24 protein-coding genes and 1 pseudogene are annotated in these 24,039 nt (G+C 71.9%); 9 read left to right on the forward strand and 16 right to left on the reverse strand.

The genetic code is table 11. The annotated features are described in order from the left end of the window. Positions 1-59: 59 nt before the first annotated feature. On the reverse strand, positions 60-3,131 hold the full coding sequence (locus tag GA0070561_RS34510; RefSeq protein WP_091398703.1) for a S8 family serine peptidase: 3,072 nt from the start codon (positions 3,129-3,131) through the stop codon (positions 60-62). 324 nt (positions 3,132-3,455) lie between these two features. Next, positions 3,456-3,683 (reverse strand): annotated as a pseudogene (locus GA0070561_RS09960) (GNAT family N-acetyltransferase); the annotation flags it as partial. Between the two features lie 159 nt (positions 3,684-3,842). Between GA0070561_RS09960 and GA0070561_RS09965 the strand changes: the two are divergent. Together GA0070561_RS09965 and GA0070561_RS09970 are read left to right on the forward strand one after the other, a co-directional pair. After that, positions 3,843-4,280 (forward strand): MarR family winged helix-turn-helix transcriptional regulator, encoded by a 438-nt coding sequence (locus GA0070561_RS09965; RefSeq protein WP_091398709.1) that lies wholly within the window; start codon positions 3,843-3,845, stop codon positions 4,278-4,280. A 28-nt stretch (positions 4,281-4,308) separates the two neighbouring features. After that, complete coding sequence (locus tag GA0070561_RS09970) at positions 4,309-4,791, forward strand: hypothetical protein (RefSeq protein WP_208603725.1); 483 nt, start codon at positions 4,309-4,311, stop codon at positions 4,789-4,791. Here the strand turns inward: GA0070561_RS09970 and GA0070561_RS09975 are convergent. The 9 genes from GA0070561_RS09975 to GA0070561_RS10015 form a co-directional block, all read right to left on the reverse strand. Next, positions 4,788-5,969: a purine-cytosine permease family protein gene (locus GA0070561_RS09975; protein WP_091398715.1), complete on the reverse strand. Its 1,182-nt coding sequence runs from the start codon at positions 5,967-5,969 to the stop codon at positions 4,788-4,790. The two genes, GA0070561_RS09970 and GA0070561_RS09975, sit on opposite strands and share 4 nt — an antisense overlap. Continuing rightward, positions 5,962-6,765 (reverse strand): sugar phosphate isomerase/epimerase family protein, encoded by an 804-nt coding sequence (locus tag GA0070561_RS09980; protein ID WP_091398718.1) that lies wholly within the window; start codon positions 6,763-6,765, stop codon positions 5,962-5,964. Before GA0070561_RS09980 ends, GA0070561_RS09975 begins: the two co-directional genes overlap by 8 nt. 56 nt (positions 6,766-6,821) lie before the next feature. Then, positions 6,822-7,973 (reverse strand): dihydrodipicolinate synthase family protein, encoded by a 1,152-nt coding sequence (locus GA0070561_RS09985; RefSeq protein WP_091398720.1) that lies wholly within the window; start codon positions 7,971-7,973, stop codon positions 6,822-6,824. After that, complete coding sequence (locus tag GA0070561_RS09990) at positions 7,970-9,121, reverse strand: Gfo/Idh/MocA family protein (RefSeq protein WP_091398723.1); 1,152 nt, start codon at positions 9,119-9,121, stop codon at positions 7,970-7,972. Before GA0070561_RS09990 ends, GA0070561_RS09985 begins: the two co-directional genes overlap by 4 nt. Before the next feature lie 38 nt (positions 9,122-9,159). Continuing rightward, a complete protein-coding gene (locus GA0070561_RS09995) occupies positions 9,160-9,915 on the reverse strand; it encodes an ABC transporter ATP-binding protein (protein WP_373861944.1) in 756 nt (251 codons plus the stop codon). A 43-nt stretch (positions 9,916-9,958) separates the two neighbouring features. Then, positions 9,959-10,963 (reverse strand): ABC transporter substrate-binding protein, encoded by a 1,005-nt coding sequence (locus GA0070561_RS10000; RefSeq protein WP_091400123.1) that lies wholly within the window; start codon positions 10,961-10,963, stop codon positions 9,959-9,961. A gap of 23 nt (positions 10,964-10,986) precedes the next feature. After that, a complete protein-coding gene (locus GA0070561_RS10005; protein WP_208603726.1) occupies positions 10,987-11,958 on the reverse strand; it encodes an ABC transporter permease in 972 nt (323 codons plus the stop codon). 167 nt (positions 11,959-12,125) lie between these two features. Beyond that, positions 12,126-12,842 carry a cupin domain-containing protein gene (locus GA0070561_RS10010; protein WP_091398729.1) on the reverse strand — a complete coding sequence of 239 codons (717 nt, stop codon included), beginning with the start codon at positions 12,840-12,842 and terminating at the stop codon, positions 12,126-12,128. Beyond that, positions 12,835-13,179 (reverse strand): cupin domain-containing protein, encoded by a 345-nt coding sequence (locus GA0070561_RS10015; protein ID WP_091398731.1) that lies wholly within the window; start codon positions 13,177-13,179, stop codon positions 12,835-12,837. The genes GA0070561_RS10010 and GA0070561_RS10015 overlap by 8 nt, the downstream gene beginning before the upstream one ends. 93 nt (positions 13,180-13,272) lie before the next feature. Here GA0070561_RS10015 and GA0070561_RS10020 point away from each other — a divergent pair, with 93 nt between their 5' ends. After that, positions 13,273-14,346 (forward strand): LacI family DNA-binding transcriptional regulator, encoded by a 1,074-nt coding sequence (locus GA0070561_RS10020; protein ID WP_091398733.1) that lies wholly within the window; start codon positions 13,273-13,275, stop codon positions 14,344-14,346. Beyond that, positions 14,343-15,362: a phosphotransferase family protein gene (locus GA0070561_RS10025; RefSeq protein WP_208603727.1), complete on the forward strand. Its 1,020-nt coding sequence runs from the start codon at positions 14,343-14,345 to the stop codon at positions 15,360-15,362. The genes GA0070561_RS10020 and GA0070561_RS10025 overlap by 4 nt, the downstream gene beginning before the upstream one ends. Before the next feature lie 52 nt (positions 15,363-15,414). Here the strand turns inward: GA0070561_RS10025 and GA0070561_RS10030 are convergent, their stop codons facing one another. After that, positions 15,415-16,077 (reverse strand): fasciclin domain-containing protein, encoded by a 663-nt coding sequence (locus GA0070561_RS10030; RefSeq protein ID WP_091398735.1) that lies wholly within the window; start codon positions 16,075-16,077, stop codon positions 15,415-15,417. A gap of 134 nt (positions 16,078-16,211) precedes the next feature. On the opposite strand from GA0070561_RS10030, the gene GA0070561_RS10035 reads away from it, so the two are divergent. Next, positions 16,212-16,697, forward strand: coding sequence for a GNAT family N-acetyltransferase (locus tag GA0070561_RS10035; protein WP_091398737.1), 486 nt, complete (start codon positions 16,212-16,214; stop codon positions 16,695-16,697). Positions 16,698-16,733: 36 nt separating this feature from the next. Here GA0070561_RS10035 and GA0070561_RS10040 read toward each other — a convergent pair whose 3' ends face one another. Next, complete coding sequence (locus GA0070561_RS10040) at positions 16,734-18,014, reverse strand: MFS transporter (RefSeq protein ID WP_091398739.1); 1,281 nt, start codon at positions 18,012-18,014, stop codon at positions 16,734-16,736. A gap of 125 nt (positions 18,015-18,139) precedes the next feature. Between GA0070561_RS10040 and GA0070561_RS10045 the strand changes: the two genes are divergently transcribed. Together GA0070561_RS10045 and GA0070561_RS10050 are read left to right on the forward strand one after the other, a co-directional pair. Next, complete coding sequence (locus GA0070561_RS10045) at positions 18,140-19,342, forward strand: NAD(P)/FAD-dependent oxidoreductase (RefSeq protein ID WP_091398745.1); 1,203 nt, start codon at positions 18,140-18,142, stop codon at positions 19,340-19,342. Continuing rightward, positions 19,339-20,250 (forward strand): RNA polymerase sigma-70 factor, encoded by a 912-nt coding sequence (locus GA0070561_RS10050; RefSeq protein WP_091398751.1) that lies wholly within the window; start codon positions 19,339-19,341, stop codon positions 20,248-20,250. Before GA0070561_RS10045 ends, GA0070561_RS10050 begins: the two co-directional genes overlap by 4 nt. Positions 20,251-20,266: 16 nt before the next feature. On the opposite strand, the gene GA0070561_RS10055 is transcribed toward GA0070561_RS10050, so the two are convergent. Further along, a complete protein-coding gene (locus GA0070561_RS10055) occupies positions 20,267-21,172 on the reverse strand; it encodes a LysR family transcriptional regulator (protein WP_091398753.1) in 906 nt (301 codons plus the stop codon). A 152-nt stretch (positions 21,173-21,324) separates the two neighbouring features. On the opposite strand from GA0070561_RS10055, the gene GA0070561_RS10060 reads away from it, so the two are divergent. Further along, entirely contained in the window at positions 21,325-22,263 is a 939-nt protein-coding gene (locus GA0070561_RS10060) for an SDR family NAD(P)-dependent oxidoreductase (protein WP_091398754.1), read from the forward strand. A 56-nt stretch (positions 22,264-22,319) separates the two neighbouring features. Here the strand turns inward: GA0070561_RS10060 and GA0070561_RS10065 are convergent, their stop codons facing one another. After that, entirely contained in the window at positions 22,320-22,880 is a 561-nt protein-coding gene (locus GA0070561_RS10065) for an NADPH-dependent FMN reductase (protein WP_091398756.1), read from the reverse strand. Between the two features lie 137 nt (positions 22,881-23,017). Here GA0070561_RS10065 and GA0070561_RS10070 point away from each other — a divergent pair, with 137 nt between their 5' ends. Continuing rightward, entirely contained in the window at positions 23,018-23,491 is a 474-nt protein-coding gene (locus GA0070561_RS10070) for a MarR family winged helix-turn-helix transcriptional regulator (RefSeq protein WP_091398759.1), read from the forward strand. A gap of 37 nt (positions 23,492-23,528) precedes the next feature. Here GA0070561_RS10070 and GA0070561_RS10075 read toward each other — a convergent pair whose 3' ends face one another. Next, a complete protein-coding gene (locus GA0070561_RS10075) occupies positions 23,529-24,029 on the reverse strand; it encodes an anthrone oxygenase family protein (protein ID WP_091398761.1) in 501 nt (166 codons plus the stop codon). Positions 24,030-24,039 lie beyond the last annotated feature (10 nt).

Genomic DNA, 24,039 nt, shown 5'->3' on the forward strand with positions numbered 1-24,039 from the left:
ACGGTGGTTCCGGGCGTGGGGCGGTGCACGTCGGCACCGCCCCACGCCCGGTTGAATGGTTACTGCCAGGAACTCTGCTGCGTGTAGACGAGGTTGCCGGGGACCACCGTGCCGTTGGTGCTGTACTCGGTGTACGCCCAGAAGTCCCCCTCGGCCAGCGGCTTGTTCGGCTTCAGCGTGAAGTTGAAGCCCTGACCGCGCTCCGAGGTGGAGGGCAGCGTGAGGGTGGCACCGGAATACTTGGCGTTACGGCCGATGATGGCGTGGCCCAGCTCGAAGTCGACGACGGGACCACCGGGGTACTGGGCGAACACGTACGCGGTGTAGCGCCCCGGCTCGGGCAGGAACTTGTACGCCTGCTCGGCGCTGGTCCAGAACCTGTCACTGCTGTAGATGAGCTTGTCGCCCTTGTACAGGTAGAGATCGAGGTTCGTGTTCGGATCGGCGGTGTTGGCCTCGACGACAATGCCGGCGGTGTTCGCCGGCACCGTGAAGTCGACCTTCTTCACTCCGGTGGCGCTCGGGTCGAACACGCCCCCGTAGACGCCGGCCGGCATCGAGTACGACGTGCGCCGCATCGGGGTGTAGCCGGTGCTGCGACCGACGAGCGGGCCGGTGAAGCCCGGCTGGACCATGCCGAAGGCACCGTTGGCCATCCGGGCGAACTCCTCGCCGTCGTCGGCGTACGGCCGGGCCGAAATACCCCACGGACGGGCGGCGACCGGGATCCGGGCGCTGTGCGCCTTACCCTGCCAGGTGATCGACCCGGTCACGTACCGGTCCCAGGGCGCGCTGCCCCGACGCAGGGTGATGGTGACCGTCGCGGACCTGCCGGGCGCCAGGGTCACCGATGCCGGCGACACGGTGACCTTCATGCCGGGCAGACCGGACACCGACGAACGGTAGGTCTCCCGCGCCTTGCCCACATTGGTCAGGGTGCGGGTGAGAGTCACCGGGCGGGTCCCGTCGTACTCGCGCAACGAGATGGCCGGCAGGTTGAGTGCCTTGCCGTCGGGTTCGGCCGTCTCGCTGAACTCGATCAGCTCCGCCGCCGTGGGCTCGATGACCAGTCCCGGGTCGGTGGCCTGGGGCAGATTGATGAAGCCGCTGCCCTGGTCCAGGGGGCTGCTGGTGCCGACGGTGTCGGTGGCGGTGGTGCGCAGCGCGGAGGCGACAGCGCCGGGTGACCAGTCCGGGTGCGTGGCGCGCAGGATCGCCGCCGCTCCGGCCACGTAGGGCGAGGCCATCGAGGTGCCGGAGTACGCGTCGTACTGCCGCCCGAAGTTGCCCGCCGGTGAGACCGCGGCGATGATGTTCGATCCGGGCGCGACCAGGTCCGGCTTGAAGACGCCGAGGGTCACCTTGTCCGGGCCGGTGGAGGAGAAGTCCGCGACGCTCGGTATGCCCGGGACGCTGGAGCCGTCGCCGCCGGTGCGCAACGAGACAGTGGCGTCGGTGGGGTGGCGCATCAGGTAGTTGAACAGCGTGCCGGCCTGCTTCTCGGTCGGCAGGTAGACCACCGGGAAGTTGAAGATGGAGTTGATCCGGTAGTTGCCGACCGGGTCGAACACCACCATCGCCGCCCCGCCCTTGGCCTTGATCTCGGCGGCGGAGCCGAACATGTCGGACAGCGCGCAGGCGACCACCTTGCCCTTGATCTTGGCGGGGTCGAGGCTGCCGGGCTCGCAGTAGACCGCGCCCAGATCGGGCGAGCCGGCCTGTTCACCGAAGACCAGCGGCCGTGCGCCACCGCCGGGCAGGGCGTCCAGCGAGCCGCCGACCAGCTTCGTGCCGTCGCCCAGCTTGGCGGTGGCCTCGTCGAGCTTGGTCACCGCCGCGCCGACAGTGGTCACCCAGGGCGCCGCGTTGCTGATGGCTCCACTCACGATGCCGGTGTTGCCGGCCGACGCCGCCACGAAGACCCCGGCCAGCGAGGCGTTGAGGAACGCCACGCCGATGGGGGTGTTGGCCTCCCAGTCGCCGAGGTCGGAACCGATCGAGAAGTTCAGCACCTGCACGCCGTCGGCGACGGCGGCGTCGATGCCGGCGATGATGTCGGCGTCGTAGCCCATGCCACCCCAGAGCACCTTGTAGACGGCGATCTGGGCGTCCGGCGCCACCCCGGAGACGGGACCGTAGCGGCGACCGTCGATGGTGACGTTCGACAGGGGCAGACCAGCCGCCGTGGAGGCGGTGTGCGTACCGTGGCCGGCCATGTCGCGCGGGGACAGCACCTCACCCTCGGGCACGGAGCCGCCGCCGGCGAGCCACGAGTCGGCAAAGTACCGGGCACCGACGATCTTGCCGTTGCAGTGCGCGGCTACGAAGGCCACACCTGTCTGGCAGGTGCCGTGCCAGGTCGCGGGAGCGGGCATCTTCTTGGCGAACGACGCGCTCTCCGGCCAGATGCCGGTGTCCAGGACGCCGATCACCATGCCGGCGCCCGTGCCGGGGCCGGGCTTGGCCGGTCGGCCGGAGCGGTCCGCCGGCGCCGACTGGTCCGCGCCACCGGGGGTGGCGGGCGTCGGGTTGGCGGCGGTCGCCGTGGTCGCGGCGGGCGGCGCCGAGGGGGTGCCGAGGGCCCGCGAGGCGGTGACGGCGCGGACGCGCTTGTCCGCCCGCAACGTGCTCACCTGCTGGGCGGTCAGCTTCGCCGAGAACCCGTTGAAGGCGGCGGTGTAGACGGCGTTGACAGTGACCCCGGCCGCGGCGGCGACGGCGCCCCGCTGCGTGTCGAGGTGCCGGCGGTACGCCTGTGACGGCGTCGACGTCACGTCCAGCCGGTTACCCGCCGCCGGGCGGGTCCGCGCCAGACCGGACACCCCACCGGTGTACGTGGTCAACGGGTCCTCGGCCAACTCGACGACGTACATGCCGGAGTCGGTCTCGTCGGCGGCTGCCTTCGGCGTGGCCGCACGGTTGCCGCCGGGTCGGCGGTCGGCCCCGTCGGTCAGGGTGACCTTCCGGTCGGACCCGGCGGTGAAGTAGCCGGTGCCACTGCCGTTACCCGACGACCCGGCGGGTGCCGCCGACGCCGTTCCCGCTACACCGGTGGTGCCGGTGATCAGGGCGACGACCAGCGTAGGTATCGCCAGTCTTCGCAGCCTGTTTCCGCTCGTGCCTGTAGCCACGAGGCTCCTTTCGGTTGCTCCCTTGTGGAGCGTCTCTCATTGATCGCGACCCGCACTGGGAGCGCTCCCCCACCCAAGTCCACGACGGTTAATCGAGGATTTGCGTGGTGTTACGGAACGCCGGTACTGGCAAGATCACCGTACGCGCGGTAGGTGGTGTGCCGTCAATACCATGATCGAAAGCGGCTGACCCTCGGCCGTCGCGGCGGCAGGAGGACGGCTACCGCACGGCCGAGGTCCAGGCCCATCTCGCCGACCGCGTCCACTCCGGCCGGACCGGGTCGTCACGAACCCCGCTACCACCGACACGCACCTGGTCGCTGGTCAGTTGCGGGGCCAGACCTGGACCGACACGCGCGGGAAGGCCGCTGCCAGGAACTGCTCGGTGCGGCGGTCGCGCAGCAGGCAGTCCGGCCAGGTGTCGACCACCTCGGGCACGGTGCGGTGGCCGAGGGCCAACTGGAGTAGGGCGCCCGGTGGGATGGCGGCGTGGGTTCCGGGTTCGGTAGCGATGCCGGGGTGTGGCTGGCCGCCGGTCACCGCCTGGAGCTGAACCAAGGCGTGCAGGCGGGCTAGTTCAGCGGCGTCGCTGGCTCGGCCGAACCACGTAACGGTCGCTCTCCGGCGTCATGCCATGCCTCCCGTGGGTTCAGATGCGAGTTCTCTCCACAATGGTTGCACAGTCGAACCATCTGGTTGTACCGTCGAACCATGCAGTCTGGCGAACTCGATGCGGCGCAGGAGGCACTGATGCGGTTCGTCCGCAACTTCGGCCTCCATCAGCCCGACCGGACTCCCTGCGGGCAGCCGCTGCCGGTGTCCGAGGCGCACGCCATGGTGGAGATCGCCCGGGAGGGGCAGATCCGGCAGGTGGAGTTGGCTCGCCGGCTGCGTCTGGAAAAGAGCAGCGTCAGCCGCCTGGTCACCAACCTGGTCAACCGGGGCTGGGTGCACCGGGAGACAGCCGAGGGTGACGGTCGCGGCGTCCTGCTTCTGTTGACTGCCGCGGGCACCACGGCCGCCGCCCGACAGGCCGACGCCCGTCGGGCCCGGCTGACCGCCCTGCTCGATCGCGTTCCCGACGACCAGCGCACGGCAGTGGTGCGTGCGCTCCAGACCCTCGCGGAGGCCACCCGTGAACCGTTCTGACCACCCTCGTCCCCATCGGCTTCTGCTCTTGGCGGCCGTCGCTGTCGCCGCGCTCAGCGGCGGCTGCGCCGACGACTCGGCACCGTCGACGCCGACAACGACCACCTCAAATCGACAGGCCGACGTCGCCGAGCGAGGCGCTTCGGTCATGCCCTTCGACCTGGAGCGCACCACACACCGCTTCACCAGGACCGACACCGGCGGCGTGCAGACCGTCGTCGCCGACGACCCGCGGGACAGCACCCAGATCACCCTTGTCCAACAGCATCTGAGCGCCGAGGTCGAGCGGTTCCGGCGCGGTGACTTCAGCGACCCGGCCCGCATCCACGGCACCGAGATGCCCGGCCTGGCAACGCTTCGGGCACACGGCGGGCGGATCACCATCACGTACGAGGCGGTTCCCGACGGCGCACGCGCCACCTACGCCACCGACGACGCGGGGCTCCGCGACGCACTGCACCACTGGTTCGATGCCCAGGTCAGCGACCACGGCCCACACGCCACCCGCTAGGCGCCGCCAACCAACTGGTCCGCGCCTCCTCGGCGGCGCCAGAGCACCGTGCACGCCGCGGCCAGGACCAGCCCGAGCAGCGGGGCGACACCCACGCCGGCGAGCGTGCAGGCCACCGCGAGCAGCGCCGGCGGCATCCAGCACCAGGCGGGCACGGTACGCGGGATACGCCCGCGCCGACGGGCCGCCGCTTCCACGGCCATCGGCACCACCAGCACCGGCAACGCTGCGGCCAGCAGGGTCAGCCAGGGCAGCACCAGCCGGTCGAACCGCGCCACCGCCAGCATCCCGCCGAGCACCGCGACGAGCAGCATCGCCGCCCGCGCCGGCAGGCGGGGAGCCAGACCACGCAACGCCAGGGAACCGGAGTACGTGGTGGTCAGCGCCGCCGCGAAGACCGCCACCGCGACGAACAGATTCGCGTACGCGGCCAGCCCCGAGCCGGCGGCGAGCAGCGCGACAACGTCGGCCGAGCCGGTCCGCAGCCACAGGCCGGCCCCGGCGAGCACCCCGAGCAGCGCCGGCCCGATCAGCAGCCCCACGCACCAGGCCAGGTCCCGCCTCCGCGAAAGGCCCACGCTGAAGTCCGGTGCGCGCAGCGCGAACACGGCCGCGTACCCGATCAGCGCGGCGCCGTCGGCGAGCCCGCCACCGGCGAGACGGACCGGCGCACCGGGTGGTGGAAGCACCGTCAGGCACCAGCCGACCAGCACCACCGCGCTGAGCGTGGTGACCACCGCGACCCGGTTGCCGAGCCGGGCCGGCGCCCAGGAGACGGCAAGGACCGCCACCTCCAGCAGCACCGGCCCGGCCCAGCCCGGCAGGTGGGTCAGCGCGGCCAGCGAAGCCCCGCCGAGCCCGACGTTGAACCCGTTCCAACCGACCATCGACACGGCCAGCACCGCCGCCAGCAGCAGCCGCGAGGTGTCCCCCAGGTACGCGGGCAGCACCGCGGTCAACGTCCCGCCGTCGCCGAGCGGTCGACGCAGCCCGATCCGGCCCTGCCCCCAGAGCAGAGCCGCCATCAGCACCCCGCCGACCAGCAGCCCGGCCACCGGCACCGCGCCACCGTGTCGGGCGGCCATCGCCGCGCCGAGCACCAGCGTGGCGGGTGCGGTGCCGATGCCCAACCAGGCACCGACCGCCGCCGGCCACCGCCGTTCGGGGACGTCAGGCAACGTGGCGCAGGTAGCCGGCGATCGCCGCGTCGAGCACCTCCGCGCCCGGCCGCGCCCACACCTCGGCGGAGAAGACCTCCACCTCGATCGGGCCGACGTAGCCGGCCGCGTCTACCGCCTCGCGCAGCCGACGCAACTCGATGCAGCCGTCACCGGGCAACGCCCGGCCGAGCAGCACCCCTTCGGGCAGCGGGGTCACCCAGTCACAGACCTGGAACGCGGCGATCCGGGCGGCGGCCCGCGCGATCTGCGCGTACACCGTGTCGTCCCACCAGACGTGGTACGCGTCCACGACCACGCCGACCACCGCCGGGTCGAACCGCTCGGCGATGTCGAGCGCCTGGCCGAGGGTGGCGATCACGCACCGGTCGGCGGCGAACATCGGGTGCAGCGGCTCGATGGCCAGCCGTACCCCGGCGGCCTCGGCGTGCGGGGCCAGCTCGCCGATGGCGTCGGCGACCCGACGCCGCGCGCCGTCGATGTCCCGGCTGCCGGCCGGCAGCCCACCGGAGACCAGCACCAGCTCCGGGGCGCCGAGGGCGGCGGCCTCCTCGATGGCCCGCAGGTTCTCCGCGCGCCAGTCGTCGGCGGAGAAGAACCCGCCCCGGCACAGCGACGTGACGGCGAGGCCGGCGTCGCGGACCAGTTTCGCCGAGCGGGCCAGCCCGTACTCGGCCACCGGCTCCCGCCACAGGCCGATGCCCGGCACACCGGCTGCCACGCACCCGGCCACCACCTCGGGCAGCGGCCAGCGCTGGGCGGTCGCCTGGTTGAACGAGAACCGCGCGAGGCTCACCGGGCTGGTCTCCGCTCGCGACTGCGGGGCTCGCAGAACCGGCTCACTCCTCGCGCTCACTGGGCCACCCCCGCCACGGTGAAGAAGGCCCGGGCGCGGGCGGCGGCCAGGTCGGCGTCGGGCAGCAGCCCCGCGGCGTCGGCCAGGGTGAGCAGGGTGGCCAGGTGCGCCGGAGACCGGCCGGACTGCGCGCCGGCGACCATCGTGAAATGGTCCTGGTGCCCGGCCAACCAGGCCAGGAACACGATCCCCGTCTTGTAGTGCCAGGTCGGCGCCGCGAACAGGTGCCGGGCCAGCGGCACAGTGGGTGCGAAGATCTCCTCGTACGCCGTCAGGTCCCCCCTGTCCAGGGCGGCCAGCGCGGCAGCGGCGGCCGGCGCGATAGCCGCGAACACCCCGAGCAGCGCGTCGGAGTGACCCACCTCGTCACCGCGGATCAGCTCCGGGTAGTGGAAGTCGTCACCGGTGTAGAGCCGTACCCCGGCCGGCAGGCGGCGGCGCAACGCGACCTCCCGGTCGGCGTCCAACAGCGACACCTTGATGCCGTCCACAGTGGACTGGTGTGCCTTGATCAGCTCGATCACCGTGTCGGCGGCCAGGTCCAGGTCGACCGCACCCCAGTAGCCGGTCAACGCCGGGTCGAACATCGGACCCAACCAGTGCAGCACCACCGGTTCGTCGGCGGCGCTCAGCAGTTCGTCGTACACCCGCAGGTAGTCCTCCGGACCACGGGCCGCGGCGGCCAGGTGCCGGCTGCACATCAGCACCGGCCGGGCGCCGGCGGCGCGGACGTCGTCGAGCTGCTCGGCGTACGCGGCGGTGACCGCCGCCAGGGTGGCCGGGCCGACCGGCAGCTGGTCGGTGCCGACCCCGGCGACGATCCGGCCGTCGACCGCGCGGGCCTCGGCGGCGCTGCGCCGGATCAGCTCCCGGGTGGCCGGATAGTCCAGACCCATCCCCCGCTGGGCGGTGTCCATCGCCTCGGCGACCCCCAGCCCGTAGGACCAGAGGTGCCGGCGGAAGGCGAGGGTGGTGTCCCAGTCGACCGCCGCCGGGGCACCCGGCACGTTCTCCGCACACGGGTCGGCGACCACGTGCGCGGCGGCGTACGCGATCCGGCTGGTCGACGGCGCGTCCGGTCGGGCGAAGCCTCCACCCCCGGCCAGTCGGTGTCGCCGTCCGCCGGGCAACACCACCTCGGCGCTCATGAGCGCAGCTCCGGCACCTCGATGCGACCGCCCTCGCGGGCCGAGCGCAGCCCCAACTCGGCGAGCTGCACGCCACGCGCGCCGGCAAGAAAGTCCCACCGGAACGGCTCGCCGGCCACCACGTGCCGCAGGTACGCCTCCCACTGCACCTTGAAGCCGTTGTCGAACTCCTCGTTGTCGGGCACCTCGGCCCACTGGGCGCGGAAGTCCTCGGTGGCCGGCAGGTCCGGGTTCCACACCGGCTTCGGGGTGACCGCCCGGTGCTGCACCCGGCAGTTGCGCAGGCCTGCGATCGCGCTGCCCTCCGTGCCGTCGACCTGGAACTCCACCAGCTCGTCGCGGTACACCCGCACGGCCCAGGAGGAGTTGATCTGCGCGATCACCCCGCCGTCGAGTTCGAAGGTGGCGTACGCGGCGTCGTCGGCGGTGGCGGCGTACGGGTGACCGGCCTCGTCGACCCGTTCGGGCACGTGGGTGGCGGTCACGCAGGAGACGGCGGTGACCCGGCCGAACAGCTCCTCCAGCACGTAGTGCCAGTGCGGGAACATGTCGACCACGATGCCGCCGCCGTCCTCGTTCCGGTAGTTCCACGACGGCCGCTGAGCGGGCTGCCAGTCGCCCTCGAAGACCCAGTACCCGAACTCGCCGCGCACCGAGAGGATCCGGCCGAAGAAGCCGCCGTCGATGAGGCGCTTGAGCTTGCGCAGACCGGGCAGGAAGAGCTTGTCCTGCACGACACCGGTGCGGACGCCGGCCGCGTCCGCCGCCCGGGCCAGGTCGAGGGCAGCTGCGGTGTCCTCGGCCAGCGGCTTCTCCGTGTAGATGTGCTTGCCGGCCTCGATGGCCTGCCGGATCGCCTTCTCCCGTTGCTGGGTGACCTGCGCGTCGAAGTAGATCTCGACGTCGTCGCGGGCCAGGGCCGAGGTCAGGTCGGTGGTCCAGTCGGTCAGCCCGTGCCGCTCGGCGAGCTCCCGGAGCTTCGTCTCGTTGCGCCCGACCAGGACCGGTTCCGGCCAGATGGTGGTGCCGTCGGCCAACGCCACACCACCGGATTCGCGGATGGCCAGCAGCGACCGGACGAGGTGCTGCCGGTAGCCCATCCGCCCGGTCACGCCGTTGACGATGATGCCGATCGACCTGCGGGTCATGGTGTTCCTTCCGTCGTGCTGGTCGTGCCGATCTGCGCTCAGTGGTTGGCGGCCGCGCTGCCGAGCAACCCACGCAGGTCGGTGGCGAGCCGGTCGAAGCGGGGATCCGACATCACCTGCGCGTAGTCGCGGTGCGCCGGCAGCTCGACCGGGAAGGTGCGGATGATCCGGCCGGGCCGGGGACTCATCACCACGACCCGGGTGCCGAGGAAGACCGCCTCGGCGATGGAGTGGGTGACCAGCACCACGGTGGTCCCGGTCTCCCGCCAGATCCGGTGCAGTTCGGCGTTCATCTGCTCCCGGGTCAGGGCGTCCAGGGCGCCGAACGGTTCGTCCATCAGCAGCACCGGCGGGGAGTGCAGCAGCGCGCGGCAGAGCGCCACCCGTTGCTGCATGCCGCCGGACAGCTCGTGTGGCAACGCCTTCTCGAAGCCGGTCAGGCCGGTCATCTCGATCAGCTCGTCGGCGCGGCGGGCCGCCTGGGCCCGGTCCATGCCGCGCATCTCGGCCTGGAGCAGGATGTTGGCTCGGGCACCGCGCCACTCCAGCAACGCGGCCTTCTGGAAGACGAAGCCGATCTCCTTCTGCGGGCCGCGCACCGGGCGCTGCAGCAGCGACACGTCACCGCTGGTCGGCTTGACCAACCCCGCGACGATCTTCAGGAGGGTGGACTTGCCGCAGCCGGACGGGCCGACGATCGTGACGAACTCGCCCGGCTCGATGTCCAGCGACACGTCGTCCAACGCGGTGGTCTGCGACCGTCGGGTGGTGAACCGGACGGTCAGCCCGGACATCCCGATGGCGGTGCCGGTGGCTGCCGGCGCGGCGGTCACCGGGTCACCCCTGCGCCGCGTACGAGGAGTCCCAGTACGCGCTGGGCGCTCCCGGGTCCTTCAGCTCGGCGTAGCGGGACATCAGGTCGATGGTCTCGGTCCACTGGGCCTCGGTGTTCACCCCGGGCGGGCCGTCCGCGCCGATCAGCGGCATGTTGAGCGTGAGCTGCTTGGTGAGCACCTCGGGCGCCGGCTCGTTCTCGGCCAGAGCCGTCATCGCGCTCACCGCGCCGGCCGGGTCCCGGGCGGCGTCGGCCCAGGACTTCTGGGTGGCGCGGACGAACTTGCGGACCAGCTCCGGGTCCTTCTGCAGGGTCTGAGTGTTGGCGATCAGGCCGGTGCCGAGCAGGTTCATCCCGTAGTCGGCGAAGAGCAGCACATCGACCTTCTTGCCGGTCTTGCTCTCGATGGTGGGCGCCTGGTCGTGGAAGAAGCCCATGATGGCGTCGACCTTGCCCTCTGCCAGGGCGGCGATCTTGCCGGCGGCGTCGACGTTGACCACCTTGACGTCGTCCTTCTTGAGGCCGTTCTTCTCCAGCCAGGCCGGGAAGGTCGCGTAGAGGGCGTCGCCGGGGGTGCCGCCGACGGTCTTGCCCTTGAGGTCGGCCGGTGTCTTGATGTTCTCCTCGGTGAAGAACTCCACCGAGGAGGGTCCCTTCTCCAGGTACGCGCCGAGGCTGCGCACCGGCATCCCGCTGGCCACCGACTTGAGCAGCACCGGGCTGTCCGCCCAGCCGAAGTCGGTCTGCTTCTGGGCGACCTGCTTGACGGTGTTGCCCGACCCGTTGCCGGGCAGGATCTTCAGGTCGATGCCCTCGGCCGAGTAGTAGCCCTTCTGCAGGCCGTAGTAGAAGGGCGCGTGCTCGCCGTAGGGCACCCAGTTGAGGGTGAGGGTGACCTGCTTGCTGCCGTCGGCGTTGGTGCTGCCGGCGGGGTCGTCCCCACCGCAGCCGGTGGCGGCGAGGAGCAGGGCGGCGGTGGCCAGGATGGTGGTGGCGGTGCGTTTCATCGGTGCCTCCGTGATGGGGTCGGTCAGGAGGTGGTGAGGGACACGCCGGCCCGGCGGCTGGCGTGCCACGGAATGAGCAGTGCCTCGGCGATCTCGACCAGGACGAACAGGACGATGCCGATGGCGGACATCAGGATCAGGTCAGCGAAGAGAAGCGCGGAGTCGAGGTTGCCGTTGGCCAGCAACAGGACGTAGCCGAGCCCTTCGCTGGCGCCGACGAACTCACCGACCACGGCACCGACCACGGCGAGGGTGACGGCCACCTTCAGGCCGGCCATCAGGTGCGGCAACGCGTTCGGGAAGCGGATCTTGCGGAAGGTGCGCCACGGTCCGGCGCCCATCGTGGCGGCGAGGTCGAGCAGCTCCGGGTCGGTGGAGCGCAGCCCGGCCACCCCGGAGATGACCACCGGGAAGAACGCGATGAGCACCGCCAGGATGATCTTCGGGGTGAGGCCGAGGCCGAACCAGACCACCAGCAACGGCGCGATGGCGATCTTCGGGATGACCTGTGCGAACAGGACGATCGGGTAGAGCGCCTTGTCCAGGGTGCGGGAGTAGGCGATGGCGACCGCGGTGACCAGACCCAACGCGGCGGCCAGCACGAAGCCGAGCACCGTCTCGTAGAGGGTCACCACTGTGTGCCGGGCCAGCTCGGACCACTGGGTGGTCATCGTCTCCCACACCTGGCCGGGGGTGGGCACCAGGTAGTTCGGGACGTACTCGCGGGCCGCCACGAACCACCAGGCGGCGAAGAAGACCGCGAGCACCAGCGCCGGGCGCCAGAGCGAGTCGGCGAAGGTCACCGCCCGGCGACCGAGCGTGGGACGTGGTGGACGACCACCGCCGGGTTGCCGCTTCACCACAGTGGACGAAACCGTGCCGTCGAGGCCGCCCGCCGCATCGACACTGCCAGGCCCGGCAGCGGCTGCTCGCGCACCGCCGGCCTGGTCGGCGGCGGCCTGCCGGCCCGCCGTGTCCAAAGAGTTCTCGGTCACGCGGAACCTCCTCGGGGCCCGGCACGGCACCCATGGACCGGGCCGTCGGCGGATCAGGCAAACGCTTTCCTGGAGCGTAGGCGGCCCCCTCACGCCGGGCAAGGCCTTTCCTCGATCTGTTTCCACCGATGCGTGGCAGCAGCCCGGCAGCTGTCCCGAGGGGACGGTCAGCCGGCCGCCGGGTAGGTGTCGAGGAGGCCGCACATCCCCAACCGGCCCCGCTCGACCGGCTCGTTCACCGCGTACACGCCGGCGTCGCCCAGGTGGGCAGGATCCCCCCGCTCCAGGGCGTCGAGCTGCGCGGCGGTGTCGGCGGCGGCGCGGCCCGCGCCGGCCTCCCACCGCTGCCGCCACCGCGTCAGCATCGGCTGGCGCAGGGCGACCGCGGCGGCGTGGAACGCGGCCAGCGCCGCCGGACCGCCGGGCCGCAGCGCTTGGAAGCCGGTCACCGCCAGATCCCGACGGCGGTACGCGGCGTGGACGTCCGCGCCCGGCGCTCCCCCGTCGGGCAACGCCGCCACGGCGTCGTACGCGGCCGGGTCGGCCAGCACCTCGGGTGGGAAGGTCAGCACCGCGTCGCCGGCCTCGGGCAGGCCGCTGTTCTGCATCAGCACCACGATGCTCAGCCCGCCGGTGTTGACCAGGCGGTGCACGGTGCCCGGCTCGAACCAGACCACCGCCCCCGGCCGCAAGGGCGTCTCCCGGTAGCCGGCCGTGGTCAGGGTCTGCACCGCGCCCTCGCCCTCGGTCACCACGTACCCCTCGGTGCAGCACAGGTGCACGTGCGGGGTGCCGCCGACCAGGCCGTCCGGGGCAACGGTGTCGTAGACGCGCAGCCGGGACACCCCGACCCCACCGGGCAGCGGTGCCGGCCGATCACGCATCGAAGTACTCGTCGGTGTCGTCCGCGGCCGGCAGGGACACCAGCAGCACGGTGAGATCGCCGATGGCCCGGTGCCGGCAGCCCGGCTTGATCAGGAACGCGGACATCGGCCGGGCCGGGTGACGGACTCCGTCCAGCTCGATCTCGCCCTCACCGGCGAGCACGACGTAGTACTCGGTGGCGATCCGGTGGTGGTGGGTCACCGCGTCCTGCACCTGGAGCAGATGCACGCTGGCCTGGCCCTCGCTCTCGGCGATGAAACCCCGGCGGGTGGTCCCACACGAGCAGCGCCGGGCGGGAAGGTCGTCAAGTTGAAGTACCGCGAAGCGATCGGACATGGCCGGGCCTCCCTGCGGGAAAGGGCTTTCTCTGCGGTACGGTGACGCTAGCCGGCACGACGAAACGCCGTCAACAGATCGAGGGGGCGGGCCATGGCGACCCTGTCCGATGTGGCCCGCCGAGCGGGCGTCTCGCCCGCCACCGCCTCCCGCGTCATCAACGGCAGCAGCAAGCCGGTCACCGACGAGCTGCGCGAACGGGTGCTCGCCGCCGTCGCCGAGTTGCAGTACGTGCCGAACGCGCACGCCCAACTGCTGGCCCGCTCACACCGCAGCGCGGTCGGCGTGATCGTGCACGACGTCTCCGACCCGTACTTCGCCGAGATCACCCGGGGGCTGCAACGGGTCGCCACCGACCAGGGCCGGCTGCTGATGATCTGCAACAGCTACCGGGACCCGGACCGTGAGTTGGAGTACGTGGAGCTGCTGCGCGGCCACCAGGTGGCGGCGCTGATCCTGGCCGGCTCGGGCTACCACGACGAGGCGTTCACCCGGCAACTCAACGAGAAGCTCGCCGCGTACGAGGCCACCGGCGGGCGGGTGGCGGTGATCGGCCGACACGAGCACTCGGGCGACGCGGTGATGCCGGACAACCGGACCGGCGGCTACCTCGCCGGGCGGGAACTGTGCGGGCTGGGGCACCGGGCGATCGGCGTGGTCGCCGGCCCGCGCATCCTGACCACCACCACCGACCGGCTCGCCGGGCTCCGGCAGGCCCTCACCGAGCAGGGCAGCGAACTGCCCGAACGGCGCATCCGGTACGCGGAGTTCGACCGCGACGGTGGCGCCGAGGCCACCGCCCGACTGCTCGACGCCGACCCGGAGCTGACCGCGATCGTGGCGCTCAACGACTCGATGGCCATCGGCGCGCTCGCCACCCTGCGCGCACGTGGGCTGGCCGTGCCGCAGCAGATCTCGGTGCTGGGTTTCGACGACATGCCGATCGCCCGGGACGTGACCCCGGCGTTGACCACCGTGCGGTTGCCCCTGGTCGACATGGGTGTGCGGGCGATGTCCCTGGTGCTCGACGTCGGGGCCCCGACGCCCCGGGTCGAGGTGCTCCCCGCCGAGCTGGTCCGCCGCGACACCGCCGGTCCCGTCCCACTGTCCACCCGCGCCACCGCGGGTTCCGCGCCACGCGCACGGCGAGGTGACAGCACGTCGTGACCGGTGCCAGCCCGACGCAACGGCCCCTCACGCGCGCCGATGTGGCGTACCTGGTCGGTGCGTCGTTCGGGCCACACGCCCGGGTCCGGGACGCCGGTCCGCTGGCCGGCGGCGGGTACGCGACGGTCTGGTGGGCGCTGCTCGACGACGACCGTCGGGTGGTGCTGAAGCTGGCTCCGCCGGCCGAAACGCCGCTGCTGCGCTACGAGCGCGGGCTCTGCGCTGCCGAGGAGCGGTACTTTCGGCTCGTCGCGCAGCGGGCGCCGCAGGTGCCCGTCCCCCCGGTGCTCTGGCGCGGCGCCGACCCGGCGTACGGCGAGTGGTTGGTCACCGCGCTGCTGCCCGGCCGGTCGCTGTCCGACCTGGCCGAGGCCGGTGTCGTGGTCGACGACGGCCCGGCGCGCTACGACCTCGGGGTGGCTCTCGCCGCGTTGCACCGGGTGACCGGTGAGCGGTTCGGGTACGACGACGACCGGGCCGGCGGGCCGACCTGGCGAACGGCGTTCACGGCGATGCTCGACGCGCTCCTGGCCGACGCGGTCGACTGGGACGTCCGACTGCCGGTGACCCCGGAGCAGCTGCACGCGCTGGTGGGGCGACACTCCGACGTGCTCGACGAGGTGCGCCGACCGGCGCTGCTGCACTTCGACTGCTGGGACGGCAACGTGCTGGCGGCGCCCGACGGGGACGGCCGGTTGCGGCTGCGCGGCCTGGTGGACGGCGAGCGGTTCCTCTACGGCGACCCGCTGCTGGACCTGGTTTCGCCGCTGCTCTTCCGACGCGTCGAGGACGAGCCGGAGCACCCTCTGCTGCGCGGCTACCAGGCCAGCGCGGCCGAGCCGTTGGTGCTGAACGCTTCGGCACGCCGCCGGCTCGGTCTCTACCGGTTGCACCTGTACCTGCTGATGACTGTGGAGATGCCCAGCCGCGGGATGACCGCGCGCAGCCATCCCGGGCGGCACGCCCGGCTGGCGGCCCTGCTCGACGAGGAGCTGGCCGCGCTCGCCTCGGGCTGACGGCCCGGCGCGGGTGGCGTCCGACGCGTGGTCGAACGCCACCCGCCCGCGGTCAGGGCAGGTCGATCGGGCGCAGCACCCGGTCCACGGCGTGCGCGATCTGCCGGTTGCCCTTGTTGACGTCGTAGGAGACGACCCGCGCGTCACGGTCGTCGGTGTCGGCGTCGACCAGCCGCACCTGGCGGAAGAAGTACAGGTAGGTGCGCACGTCGACCTCGACGGTCGAGCCGAGCGCGGTGGTCAGGTCCGTGCCGTCGGCCCGGACCGCCGTCCTGCGGTCGATGGTGGCCCCCGGGACCACGTGGTAGAGCAGCACCGACTCGACGGTGTCGATGCCCAGCCCGGCCACGGCGGTGAAGGCGGCGCTCTCACTCGGCAGCTTCCGGGCCTGCGTGATCTCGCGGACCAACTGCTGGAAGGCGGCGTCGGTGGGGATGAACGCGGTCAGCGCCACGGTGCCGTCGGTGAGCACCTTGACCGGAGAGTTCGGCTTGGCCTCCAGCACGGCCAGCACGGCCGCCGTCAGCACGTCGAAGTCACGCGAGTTGCGGTCGAAGCCGCTGCTGTCCCGGGTGAGCACCTGGGCGAGTGACGTCGTGCCGAGCGGCTTGGGCTTGCTGGTGGCCTGAGCGGCCGGTACGGCGACCGCGGTGGTGGCCAGCGCGGTGGCCATGGCACCCACCGCCATCCGGGCGGCGATTCGTGCGATCTTCATCAGCGGGCCTTTCGTCGAAGCGACCGGATCCGTGACGTCTCGTCACGATCCATGCTTCGCACCGGGTAGGCCGCGCAGATGCACTCACGGATAACGGATTGTCCGGGGCTCCTGCGCGGGCCTAACCTCCCCGGGTGTTGATTCGGGAGTTCGTCGACCGGGACTGGTCGCAGGTGTGGCCGATCATCGAGGAGGTGATCCGGGCACAGGAGACGTTCCCCTACGACCCGGCGATGACCGCCGAGCAGTCGTACGGCATGTGGGTCGAGGCGGCGCCAGGGCGGACCGTCGTGGCGGTCGACGGCGAACGGGTGCTCGGCACCGCGAAGATGGGCACCAACCGGCCCGGGCCGGGCGCGCACGTGTCCACCGCGAGCTTCATGGTCGCCGCCGACGCGCGGGGCCGGGGCGTGGGCACCGCGCTGTGCCGCGACGCCCTCACCTGGGCTCGCCGGCAGGGGTACGCCGGCATGCAGTTCAACGCCGTGGCGGAGAGCAACAGTTCGGCAGTGCGGCTGTATCGGCGGGAGGGCTTCGAGGTGGTCGGCACAGTGCCGGGCGCGTTCCGTCACCCCACCCTCGGCAGGGTCGGCCTGCACGTGATGTACCAGGAGTTTTGACCGAGGCGAGTTGCTCACAATGGTGATCGGCGCGTCTCAACCGACGGTGCCGCCGGCCGGGGCCGGGCGCAGTCCGGGCTGCCCGGCGGCCGGTTCCGCGCCGGCACGGCGGATCGGGGTGAAGAGGGCGCCGACCGCGACCAGCAGGCACCCCGCGCCGGCCGCGAGGGTGACCGCCGGCGCACCGTAGCGGCCGGCGGCCCAGGTCAGCACGACAGCGCCGGCCGGACCGAGAGCGTAGTGCGTGCTCCAGAACGCCGACGTGACCCGGCCCAGCAGGTGATCGGGGGTGATCTCCTGGCGCAGGGACATCGAACAGATCCCGCCGACGCTGAGACAGCACAGGTACACCGCGGTCAGCGTGGTGACCGCAGGCACTGTGGTGGCGAGGCCGACCCCCGCCACGGCGAAACCGCAGATCGCGTGCGCGCCGATCCAGGTGGCGCCGAAGCCGCGACGGCGGCGCAGCGGCGCCACCAGCAGCGCGCCGGCGACCGTGCCCAGCGCCGCCAGGCCGAGCACCGTGCCGACGGTGCCCTCCGAGCCGCCGAGGTCGTGCGTGACGTGGTAGATCAGCACGTCGACGAAGCCGTAGGTGAGGAAGATGAAGACCGACAACAGGACGGTCAGCGCGCGCAGCACGGGCTGTCCCCACAGGAACCGCGCCCCGGCCAGGAACTCGGCCAGCGGGCGTTGCCGGGCCACCCCCTCGTCCACCTGGACGGGGCGCAGTCTGATCAGCCACAGGCCGGCGGCCGAGAGCGCGAAGCTCGCCGCGTTGACGGCGATGGCGGTGGCCGGGCCGAAGCGGGCCGCCACCACACCGGCGAGCAGCGGCCCGAGGACGGCCGTCGACGCGTACGTCGCCTGCAACCGGCCGTTGGCCTCGGTGATCCGGTCGGAGTCGACGAGGTTGCGGACCGCGGTCACCGCGGCGACCTGGAACAGCATGCCGGCCGCCTCACAGATGGGCAGCACGACGAAGAGCAGCCAGACCTGCGGGCCCGCGAGCCACGCCAGTGGCACCACGGCGTAGAGCACCAGCCGGGTCAGATCCGCCACGATCATCAGGGTGCGGCGGTCGTACCGGTCGACCAGCACCCCACCGAAGATCCCGGCGACGACGGACGCCGCGCCCGCGACGGCGGTGAGCAGGCCCATCTGCGCCACCGACCCGGTCGCCTGGAGCACCAGCAGCGGCACCGCCAGGTAGGCGAACGAGTCGCCGGCCGCCGAGAGCGACTGCGCGACCCAGTACGTGCCGAAGGTCCGGTCCCGCCAGAGCGGAGCCCGACCAGCGGCGGCGGATCGGCTCATCGCGCCAAGGGTAGTGAACGCGCCCCTCCGACGCCGGCCGTGGCGGGCGTCACATCGCTGCCATGTCACGAACCGACGAGCGGCACGCATCTCGTGGTCGTCAGTCCGATCAGAGAGGCAGAACAATGAGCACAGCGCAACGACAGGTCCCGGCGGGCACACACCGCGTACTGATCCTCGGCGCCGGCTACGCGGGCATGGCCGCGGCGACCCAACTCGCGGCCCGGACCAGGCGGGCCGACGTGCAGGTGACGCTGGTCAACGCGCAGGAGCGGTTCACCGAGCGTCTCCGGCTGCACATGACGGCGACCGGTCAGCGGCTCGCCGAGCTGGACATCACTGAGCTGCTGGCGGGAACGGGTGCGCAGTTCGTGCGCGGCTGGGTGACGGCGGTGGACGCCCACGCGAAGACCGTCCGCGTCGACGACAGCCGGGTGCTGCGCTACGACACCCTGGTCTACGCGTTGGGCAGCGTGACGGACACGGCGACGGTCCCGGGCGTCGAGGAGCACGCGTACACCCTGGACGGTCCGAGTGGCGCGACCACGCTGGCGGACCGGCTGGCACGGCTCGGCGCCGGCACTGTCGTTGTGGTCGGCAGCGGGTTGACCGGGATCGAGGCGGCCGCGGAGATCGCGGAACGGCACCCGGAGGTCGGTGTCACGCTGGTGGGCCAGCAGGGCCCGGGAGCGAGCATGAACCCGAAGGCCCGGGCGTACCTGGGGGGCGCGCTGACCCGCCTCGGCGTCCAGGTGATCAGCGGAGCGGCGGTCACCAGGGTCCGGCCCGACGCTGTCGAACTGGCCGGTGCGGAGACCGTGGCGGCCGACGTCGTCCTCTGGACGGGTGGTACCCGGGTGGCGCCGCTGGCCGCCGCCGCCGGGTTGACCGTCGACGAACGCGGTCGCGTCGTCACCGACTCCGCGTTGCGGTCGGTGTCGCACCCCGAGGTGTACGCGATCGGCGATGCGGCAGCGATCCGGCAGGGTTACGGGGTGCTGCACGGCACCTGCCAGAGCGGTATGCCGACCGGCGTGCACGCGGCGGTGTCGATCGCCCGCGCGCTGCGGGGCAGGCAACCCAGGCCGTTCCGGTTCGGTTACTACCACACGCCGGTGAGCCTGGGCCGAAACGACGCGGTCGTGCAGTTCACCCGCCCGGACGACAGCCCTCGCCGCGGGTGTCTGACCGGGCGGATGGCGGTCTGGTACAAGGAGACCGTGAGCGCTTCGCCCTGGCCGACCTACCGTCGCATGTCGCGGTTGCCCTCCTCCGGTGCGTTCTGGCCGCGTGGTGGCCGTTTCACCCGCCTGCGGAACGCGCGGTGACGCACCCGCCGGACCCCGACCAGCAGGTGTTCCACAGTCATCGCAACCTGCTGTTCTCGGTGGCCTACCGGATCCTCGGCAGCGCGGCCGATGCCGAGGACGCGGTGCAGGACGCCTGGATCAGCTGGTCCTCGGCAGACCGCTCCCAGGTCGCCGACCCGAAGGCGTACCTCGCCCGCATCGTGTCGAACCTCGCGTTGCAGCGCCTGCGCTCGGCCCGGCACCAGCGCGAGACCTATCCGGGGCCGTGGTTGCCCGAACCCGTCCTGACCGATGGGGACGCCGCCGACGCCGTCACCGACGCCGAGTCGATGGCGATGCTGGTGGTGCTGGAGACGCTCAGCCCGCTCGAACGCGCCGTGTTCGTCCTGCGGGAGGTCTTCGACTTCAGCCACGCGGAGATCGCGGCGGCGGTGGAGCGCTCCGAGGCCGCGGTCCGCCAGATCGCCCACCGGGCTCGCGAGCACGTGCGGGGCCAGCGGCAACGTTTCACGGCGGATCGGTCGCAGCAGCGCGGGGTCACCGAGCGATTCCTCGCCGCCGCGACCGGTGGCGACATCAACACCCTGCTGGAGCTGCTGTCTCCGGACGTCACGTTGTGGACCGACGGTGGCGGTAAGGTCCGCCAGGCCCTGCGTCCCATCAGGGGCGCGGAAACGGTCGCCGCGTGGTTCGCGGCCATCGGCACCGTCACCTACCAGGGCGTCGCGCCGCACGACATGCGCGCCGCGCTGGTCGAGATCAACGGGGGCCCGGGTCTGGTGTTCAGCGGTGCGGGGCGGGTGGTCGCCACCGTCTCCTTCGACATCGACGCCGACGGCCGCATCACCGCCATCCACAACGTCGCCAACCCCGACAAGCTTCGCGCCGTCGCCGACGGCACCACCCACCACCTCGCGACCCGGTGAGCCGGCCGGCTCACCGTCAGCCGGTGCTGGTGAGGTCGGTGGTCGCCGCGAGTTCCGTGACCACGTCCAGGAACCGGTGCAGCGCGGGCGCGGTGTTGCCCGCCAACCACACCATCTCGGTGTACGCGTAGGCGCCGGCCAGCGGGACGAACACCACGCCGGTGCGGCGAAGACTCGCCGCCGAGCAGGCGAGTCGGGTGACGCCGAGCCCGGCGGCGACCAGGCCGAGGAGGCTCTGCACACCGGACTCCTCCTGAACGACGGTCGGTACGAAGCCCGCTTCCCGGAACTGGTCCTCGTAGGCGCGATGCCAGGGTTCCCAGGAGCTGCGCGGGGTCATGACCCACGGTTCGTTCGCCAGGTCGGCGAGGGTCAACTCGTCTCGCCCGGCGAGCGGGTGGCCCTCGGGCAGCACCGCGCAGACCGGTTCGGTCGTCAGTCTCCTGGACTCCAGGCCGGGAACGAGCGGGGTCCGGGTGAAGGCGACGTCGAACCGCCCGTCGAGGACGCCCTGCACCAGGGGCGCGATGCTGGTGGACTCGGTGACCAGGTGCAGATTGGGGAGGTGCTGGCGGACTGCCCGGACCACCGGGGGCAGCAGGTGGTTGGCGACGGTGGTCAGGAAGGCGAGCCGGAGGGTGCCGACCTCACCCCGCAGGGCCTGTTCCACGACGGCGACGGCCTGTTCGGCGCGGTCGGTGACGGCGCGCGCCTCGGGCACGAACAGGGCGCCGATGTCGGTGAGGGTGGTGCCGCGGCTGTCACGGTCGAACAGTTTCGCCCCGAGGGCGCGTTCCAGGGCGGTGATCTGCTGCGACAGCGACTGCTGGGCGATCATCAGGCGGGCGGCGGCCCGGGTGAAGCTCAGCTCCTCCGCGAGGACCAGGAAGTACCGCAGTTGTCGCAGCTCAGGCGTGGCCACAGGAACAGACTGTAGCCACGCCAGGAAGAGCGTGTTGGCCGTCCGCGCAGACGTCCGCGCACGATCGGTGTGAAGGGCGGCGCCGGCACACCGTACGCCGGTACGGCGAGCCGGGCACCGCCACGTGAGGACACCACCGAAGGAAGACGTTCATGTCGGAAACACGCGTCAGCACGCCGTTCGACGCCCGATCCACCGCCACCGACGTCGTGGCCGGTGTCGACCTGACCGGGCGACGCGCCATCGTCACCGGTGCCTCGTCGGGCATCGGAGTGGAGACCGCCCGGGCGCTCGCCATGGCGGGCGCCGAGGTGACAGTGGCGGTACGGGACGTGCGGGCCGGAGAACGGACCGCGCGGGAGATCGGCGCCGGGACCGGGAACCGGCTGCTCCGGGTCGCACCGTTGGACCTGTCCGACCAGCGGTCGGTCGCCGCGTTCGTGGCCGCCTGGGACGGGCCCCTGCACATCCTGGTCAACAACGCCGGGGTGTCGGCGACCCCCGAGATGCGCACGGCGGAGGGTTGGGAGTTGCAGTTGGCCACGAACCACCTCGGCCACTTCGCACTCGCCAACGGGCTGCACCGGGCGCTCGCCGGGGCCGGTCGGGCCCGCGTGGTGTCGCTGAGTTCCATCGCCCACGTTCAGGCCCCGATGGTCTTCGAGGACGTCAACTTCCGGGCACGCCCCTATGACCGTCTGCTCGCCTACGGCGAGTCGAAGACCGCCACCGCGCTGTTCGCGGTCGAGGCGAACCGGCGCTGGGCCGGCGACGGCATCACCGTCAACGTGGCCAACCCGGGCGCGGTCGCCACCAACCTGGGACGGCACCTCACCGAGGAGGACTACGCCCAGCTTCCGGCGTTCGACTTCAAGACCCCGCAGCAGGGAGCCGCGACATCCGTGCTGCTCGCCTCGGGGCCGCAGTTGGAGGGCATCGGCGGCCGGTACTTCGAGGACTGTCAGCAGGCGGTGCGCCACGACCCGGCGGACCCGCTGCGCGGCGTGGCCGACCACGCGATCGACCCCGCGGCGGCGGCGCGACTGTGGCAGCTCTCGCTGGACCTGCTCGCCGGTGCAGAGCGTGCCTGAACGTCCGGAAACGGCCGTGGGATCCCCCACGGCCGTTTCCGGAAGGCGCGAAACGCTCAGCCCTTGCGCAGCGGAGCGAGCGCCGTGCTCCAGGCGACCACCTGGTCGAGCGTGGCGGTCAGCGAGTCCTGGTGGAACTGGTTGGGCTTGAAGACGCTGAAGTTCTCGAAGTCGGTGAAGAGCGACAGCGCGACCTGCGAGCGCACGTCGGCCATCTGGAGCTCACCGGAGATCAGACGCAGGTGCTCCACGGCGCGCGTCCCGCCGACCGAGCCGTAGCTGACGAAGCCGACGGCCTTGTTGTTCCACTCGCCGTAGAGGAAGTCGATCGCGTTCTTCAGGGCACCCGAGGTCGAGTGGTTGTACTCGGGGGTGACCATGATGAACCCGTCGAACGACGCGATCGTCTCGGCCCACCGCTTGGTGTGCGGCTGGGTGTACTGGCCCATCGAGGGCGGGTACGCCTCGTCGAGGTGCGGCAGCTGGTAGTCGAGCAGGTCGATCAGCTCGTACTCCGCGTCGGAGCGCTGCTTGGCGATCTCGAGCACCCAGCGGGCGACGGCCTCGCCGTTACGCCCCGGGCGGGTGCTTCCGAGGATGATCCCGATCCTGGTCATGTGTGGCGCCTTTCAGAGGTCCTTGCCTGACGACGGGAACGCTAACCGGCGCTTGATTGGTCAAGCAAATATGTGGCCTATGGGCGTGGTCACACGGAGGGTGAGCATTTGCTCAGTCAAACAAGTATGATAGGAGGATGCCCAACCCCTCCGCAGCGAGCCCGCAGCCCCTCACTCCAGACGAGGAATCCCTGGTCCGCGCCCTGGGCCAGGTGATGCACGTCCTGCCCCGCGCGATCGACGCGGACATGGTCGGTGACCGTCAGCTACCGCTCACCGAGTACACCGCGCTCATGAACCTCTCCGAGACACCGGACCGGCGGATGCGCATGAACGAGCTCGCCGCGCTCTGCCACCTCTCCCTCAGCGGCATGACCCGCACGATCATCCGGCTGGAGACGCAGGGCCTGGTCCGGCGGGAACGGTGCGAGGAGGATGCGCGCGGCTGGAACGCCGTCCTCACCGACGCGGGCTACGCCCGCCTGCAGGAGTCCTGGCCCAGCCACCTGGCCGCCGTACGCCGCCGGTTCCTCCAGCACTTCGAGGGCTTCGACCTCACCCAGCTGGCCCGCGCGTTCCAGCGGGCCGGCACGGCGGAGCCGACCGACTGAGCCGACGCGGCCCGGTCGGTCGCCCTCCCATCCGGCCTCAGCCGAGCAGCCGTCCCTCGGCCACCAGCGCCCACGCCAGCAACCCGAAGGCGCCGGTCGACGCGACGGCGCGGACCACGTTGCCGCGTACCCAGGTGACCTCGAAGCGCGCCCGCAGCGCCGCGAGGTCGGTGACGTCGTCGACGTCGTCGGCGCGGGCCAGCACGTTGTTGAGCGGCACGTTGACCACGGCGGTGACGCCGAGCACCACCAGGTACAGCACCAGCCCGGCGACGATCCACGGCAGCACCGCCCGACGCTCGGCCCCCAGGTGCAGCGCCGCCGCCAGCAACGTGAACAGCAGCGCGCCGCCGAAGCACACCGCGAACCATCCGTTGAGGATCGACTCGTTGATCCGCCGCATGGCGAGCACCAGGGTCCGGTCGTCGGTGCGGGCCAGACCCGGCATGACCGCGTACGCGAAGGCGGCGAACAGCCCGGCGGTCAGGCCGGTGGTCACTGTGGCGGCGAACAGGCTCGCGGTACTCAGAACTCCCATCCGCCTATTG

Origin of the sequence: Micromonospora saelicesensis (assembly GCF_900091575.1) — a bacterium.
In the GTDB taxonomy this organism is placed as follows: Bacteria; Actinomycetota; Actinomycetes; order Mycobacteriales; family Micromonosporaceae; genus Micromonospora; species Micromonospora saelicesensis.